The 3,432-nt window shown below is 74.6% G+C and carries 4 protein-coding genes; 2 read left to right on the top strand and 2 right to left on the bottom strand.

Annotation, left to right across the window (positions count from 1 at the left end; translation table 11 throughout):
- A partial coding sequence (locus tag VGR37_04820) for a hypothetical protein (protein ID HEV2146720.1) occupies window positions 1-420 on the top strand: 420 nt, incomplete at its 5' end.
- Window positions 421-425: 5 nt separating this feature from the next.
- Window positions 426-1,553, top strand: a complete 1,128-nt coding sequence (gene solA / locus VGR37_04815) for an N-methyl-L-tryptophan oxidase (protein HEV2146719.1) — start codon at window positions 426-428, stop codon at window positions 1,551-1,553.
- 54 nt (window positions 1,554-1,607) lie between these two features.
- Here the strand turns inward: solA and VGR37_04810 are convergent, their stop codons facing one another.
- On the bottom strand, window positions 1,608-2,525 hold the full coding sequence (locus VGR37_04810) for a beta-1,6-N-acetylglucosaminyltransferase (protein HEV2146718.1): 918 nt from the start codon (window positions 2,523-2,525) through the stop codon (window positions 1,608-1,610).
- 67 nt (window positions 2,526-2,592) lie between these two features.
- The coding region (locus tag VGR37_04805) for a glycosyltransferase (protein ID HEV2146717.1) at window positions 2,593-3,432 on the bottom strand (840 nt) is incomplete at its 5' end.

Below are 3,432 nucleotides of genomic sequence, written 5' to 3'. Positions count from 1 at the left end.
GCCCTGGCGGTGGCGGGCGCGTACGTCCTGCTCAGCTTCGCGGGGAGCCAGGCCGCGCGCCGCACCGTCGCCGCCGCGGAGCCGGAGGCGGCGCGCATCCTCGCCGGCCCGGCGATTCTGGACCCGCTCCGCAGGGAGCTGGTGGTGGAGAGCGGGGGGACGTACCGGCTCGGCCGCTTCGACCTGGCGGCGAGGACCTGGGCGCTGGACGGGCCGGCCATCGAGAAGCGCATGGGCGGGCCGGGGGCGCGGGCCGCCGCCGCCACCCCGGAGGGGAGCACGTTCCTGCGCTGGGCGCGCTTTCCGTACTTCCACGCCGAGGGCGACACCCTCCGGATCTCCGACGCGCGCTACGAGGGTCCGCGCGGCGGATGGGCGAGCGTGCGCATCCCGCTCCCGCGGGCGACCTCCGCCCGGTGACGCGAATGACCCCGCTCGACGTGATCCTGGTGGGCGCCGGCGCCATGGGGAGCGCGGCGGCGTACCGGCTCGCGAAGCAGGGCGCCCGCGTGCTCGCGCTGGACGCGCACGCCCCGCCGCACCGGCTCGGCTCCAGCCACGGCGGGACGCGCATCATCCGCGAGGCGTACTACGAGCACCCGCTGTACGTGCCGCTGGTCCGGCGCGCCTACGAGCTGTGGGCCGAGACGGAGCGGGAGAGCGGCCGGACGCTCTTCACCCGGACGGGCGGGGTGATGGTGGGGCCCGAGGAGGGGCGGCTGGTCGCCGGGGCGCGGACGAGCGCGGTGGAGCACGCGATCCCGCACGACGTCCTCTCCCCCCGGGAGGCGCGCCACCGCTACCCGCAGCTCCGCGTGCCGGAGGGGATGGTGGCGCTCCTGGAGCAGCGCGCCGGGATCCTCCTCCCCGAGCCGTGCGTGGACACACACCTGGCGCTGGCCCGCGCCCACGGGGCGGAGCTGCGCTTCGGGGAAGAAGTGACGGGATGGGAGGCGGGCGACGGCGGAGTGAGCGTCACGACGGCGCTGGGCAGGTACCGCGCCGGGCGGCTGGTGCTCGCCGCGGGGCCGTGGATGCCGGAGCTGCTGGGCGGGCTGGAGCTGCCGCTGCAGGTGGAGCGGCAGACCTTCCACTGGTACCGCCCGGCGGAGGAGCCGGAGGCATACGGCCCGGCCCGGTGCCCGCTGGGCCTCTGGGAATACCGGCCCGGCCGCTTCCTGGCCACCTTCCCCGACTTCGGGGAGGGGGTCAAGGCGCAGATCCACCACGAGGGGGCGGCCACCACCGCACGCGGCGTGGAGCGCGAGACCACCCCGGAGGACGAGGCGCCCGCCCTGGCGCTGCTCCGCCGCTTCCTCCCCGGCGCGGCGGGGCCGCTCCTGGGAACCTCCGTCTGCCTCTACACCAACACCCCGGACGCCCACTTCGTCCTGGACCACCACCCGGCCAGCCCGCGCGTGGTGGTCGCCAGCCCCTGCTCCGGCCACGGATTCAAGTTCTCCAGCGCCATCGGCGAAGCCATCGCGGCGCTGGCGCTCGGTGAGACCTACCCGCTGGACCTGAGCCCGTTCTCGATCGCCCGGTTCGGGTAGGCAGCCGCATGGGGCGGCGGGCCGGCGGGGGACGTCCAGGTCCAGAATGCCACGTCAGGTGCAGCGCTCGCCCGGCCCGGAGCCCCTTGCCCGGCGATCGAGCCGCACGACCAGGTCCGCGGCCTCGTCTCGGAACTTCCTGGCGAACAGCGCTTCCCCCACCCCATACACGTCGTCCAGGGTGACGTGTGCACTGGCCTCGAAGAGCTCCAGGTGCTGCTCCGTCAGGTATGCCGGACTGTCTCCTCCGGCGCTCCAGTCGGCGTAGGTGAGGTTTCTCTCGATTCTTTCTCTGAAAGGCGAGTTGCCCAGGATCGTCTGGAAGAACGACTCGTCGGGACAGACGGTGTGCTCGAAGAACTCCACCACCCGGCGCTCGGTGTCCGCGAAGCTCAGGATGTAGGTGCAGGCGTCGCGCGAGAGCGCCCACCACGTGCTCCCGGCGTAGGGAGCGAGGCCCCGGAGGTGCGGCTCGTAATCGCGACGCGCCGGGATCACGCCCGTCCTGACCAGCAGCTTTCGCCCGAACCTGGTGACCCGTGAGGCGTCGGGTCGCGGCCTGTACGTGGTGAGGCGGGAGATCGGCTTTCCCGCGGCCTCACAGGGCATCCGGACGATGTTCATGAACTCCCTGCCGCGGTTGCGCTCGAAGAAGCTCTCGATGTACGCGGCCGGCTGCAGCGGGTAGTCGGTGCCGCTCAGAAGTACGAAGTAGTCGAAGCGGTCCCGGGCGGAGAGAGCCGATCGAAGCAGCAGGAGGATGGCGTCCACCTGCGAGAAGTCGCCCCAGTACACGGGAATCCGCTCCCGGGAGACGTGGACGCTGTCCCGCGGGAGGTTCGAGAACCGGTCCAGGCTCGACCTGCGGTCGATGTGGACGAAAACGGCGGACGAGCGCGAGGAGAGCGCTCCGGCCAGCCTCTCCAGGTGCTTCGGGTTGTCGTGCGCGAGGACCAGGTACGCGATCTTCATCCGGAGCCTCCTTTGCCCGCCGGGTTTCCGGAGCCGGGGCGCACGCCGGCCCGCGTGGTGGATCCGGCTACCCTCCTCGGGCGCGCAGTCCCCACGCAACCCCCCGTGCCGTGGCCGCGAGGATCGCCGCCTCTTCCCGGAGCGCCTGCATGCGGCCGGTGTCGCGGGGGCGCGCCACGCTCGCCAGGCGGAGCCCGACCCACCGGGCCAGCACCGGGAGCGCGTACGCGTCGCCCCCCCGCAGCCAGATCCCGCAGGCGGCGCCCATCCCGTGCCCGTACATGGGGCGGCGCGCCCGGCGCTCGGCGGGCGTCTGCCGCTCGTGCAGCACCAGCGCGTCCGGCTCGTAGCGGACGCGCGCCCCGGCGCGGAGGAGCCGGTAGAAGAGGTCCATGTCCACGCCCCCCTGCGCGGGGGCGCCGGGCCCCAGCCGCTCGTCGCACCCGCCGACGCGCAGGTACCACTCCCGCCGGAGCGCGAAGTTGTTCCCGCTCCCCACGTGCCAGGGCACCTGCCGCCCCCGGAAATCGCGGCGCGTGGGGCTCGCGCGGGTGGAGACGGGGACGCTCCGGTCGCCCGCCGGGGGCGCCGGGAGCACCCGGCCCGCGAGCACGTCCACCTCCCGGGAGTCCACCAGGGTCCGGGCCACCACCGGGAGCCACGCCGGGTCCGGGATGCAGTCGTCGTCCGTGACCGCCACCACCGGCGATGCCGCGGCGGCCACCCCCGCGTTCTGCGCGGCCGCCAGCCCGCGCGGCTCCTGCGCGAGGTAGACCACCCGCCAACCGGCCGCCTGCAGCGGCTCCACGACGGGGCGCGCGGAGCCGTCCCGCCCCTGGTCCACCACCACCAGCTCGGCGGGGCGGGCGTCCCCGTCGCGGAGGGCGTCCAGGCAGCGCCTCAGCGC

This window comes from Longimicrobiaceae bacterium, assembly GCA_035936415.1.
In the GTDB taxonomy this organism is placed as follows: domain Bacteria; phylum Gemmatimonadota; class Gemmatimonadetes; order Longimicrobiales; family Longimicrobiaceae; genus JAFAYN01.
The sequence above is the reverse complement of the archived record's forward strand: the minus strand, read 5'-3'. Positions and strand labels throughout refer to the sequence as shown.

Coding starts and splice junctions, on each gene's coding strand:
- solA (HEV2146719.1), top strand. CDS start 426: ATGACCCCGCTCGACGTGATCCTGGTGGGCGCCGGCGCCATGGGGAGC.
- VGR37_04810 (HEV2146718.1), bottom strand. CDS start 2,525: ATGAAGATCGCGTACCTGGTCCTCGCGCACGACAACCCGAAGCACCTG.